Origin of the sequence: Pseudomonas sp. GD03862 (assembly GCF_029840855.1) — a bacterium.
Taxonomy (GTDB): Bacteria; Pseudomonadota; Gammaproteobacteria; order Pseudomonadales; family Pseudomonadaceae; genus Aquipseudomonas; species Aquipseudomonas alloputida.
Genome location: NZ_JAOCDI010000106.1, coordinates 1 through 1,440 on the forward strand (window position 1 = coordinate 1; position 1,440 = coordinate 1,440).

Below are 1,440 nucleotides of genomic sequence, written 5' to 3' on the forward strand. Positions count from 1 at the left end.
TGTAATCGATGGACTCGCCCCCGCCGAGGCATCACAGTGCCACGGTGGTGTTCGAAGAAGCCAACGGCAGCGAGGGCGAGACCATGAAAAAGCATAGTTCGAAACACGATTCCCTGTCTTCCACTGATGTGGAGCTTTGCACAACCATCTGCGTAGACCTGGCCAAACAGGTCTTCCAATTAGCAGGCGAGGATGCTACTGGGCGGGTGATCTACGAAGATCGCATCAAATCCCGCCAAGCGTTCCATGATTTCCTGCTCAGGCTGCCAACGACCGTGGCCGTCTTGATGGAGTGCGGTCCAGGTGCGCAAGCCTGGGCCAGGCTGCTGCAGGCCAAAGGTAATCCGGTTCGCATCCTGCCGGCGCAACGTGTTGCCGAACATCGCAGCGGTGCAAAGAACGATCGTAACGACTGCTATGCCATTTTGCGTGCCGGTCGCGATACGAGCATCGCTTCGATACCGATCAAGAGCACCACAGCACTGGCTATTCAAGCGCTGCACCGTATCCGGCGCGGTAACATCAAGCGACATACCGCGCTGGGTAATCAGATCCGTGGTTTGCTACTTGAGCATGGCGTATCCATGCCCCAGGGCGATGCCGCGATCAATAAGCATGTGCCTCAGGCGCTTGAGGATGCTTCCTTGCCTCTACCCGACCTGTTGCGCGAGTTGCTCGATGAGTTGCTGATGGACTGGTTGTCTCTAGGTGAACGCATAACGGCGCTGAGCCGCCGGCTCGAAGCGACTGCCCAAGAGGATAAAGTCGCTCAGCGACTGATCACCATTCGCGGCGTCGGCCCTATCATTGCCACGGCGATCGTGGCGAAACAGACCGACCCCAGCCGCTTCGCCAGTGGCCGAATGTATTCCGCCTTCTTCGGTATCGTGCCCGATCAGCACAGCAGCGGAAACAAAATCAGATTGGGCAAGATGAGCAAGCGCGGTGACGGCTACATACGCAGCCTGATGATCCAGGGCGCGCATGCTGTCTTGAGCCAGCTAAGGCCTGATTCCGATCAGCCAGATGATCGCCGCCTCTTGCGCTGGCTATCCCGCCTTGGGCGCAAGGAGGCGGCGATCAGGCTGGCTAATCGAAATCTGCGGATTATCTGGGCCCTGTTACAGAGCGATCAGGTTTACCAACGAAAACCGAACGAAAAACCGGAGGCGGCTATGAGCCTCTGACCAACCGGGTAATGCCACCGGGGCGCTAGGCGCTCCAACCCCTGCTAGTGAACATTGACCCTAGGTAAGACCGTCGCAGACCGATGCCTCCGCTCCTACAGGCCTGATAGTGGCCTCAATGTAAACGGCACACTGCGAGCTCACCACGATGTTGGCCAGAAGCAAAAAGCTTCCTCGAACAGGCCTGATACATAGATGCAACCGGGTTCCTATGTTCAAAAAAGCAGCTAGACAGTGTGGGCGAGTCCATACA

At 57.4% G+C, this 1,440-nt stretch carries 1 protein-coding gene; it reads left to right on the forward strand.

Translation table 11 applies throughout. From position 1 onward, the window contains the following. Positions 1 to 128 precede the first annotated feature (128 nt). Entirely contained in the window at positions 129 to 1,187 is a 1,059-nt protein-coding gene (locus tag N5D53_RS27530; RefSeq protein ID WP_104887826.1) for an IS110-like element ISPpu11 family transposase, read from the forward strand. Positions 1,188 to 1,440 lie beyond the last annotated feature (253 nt).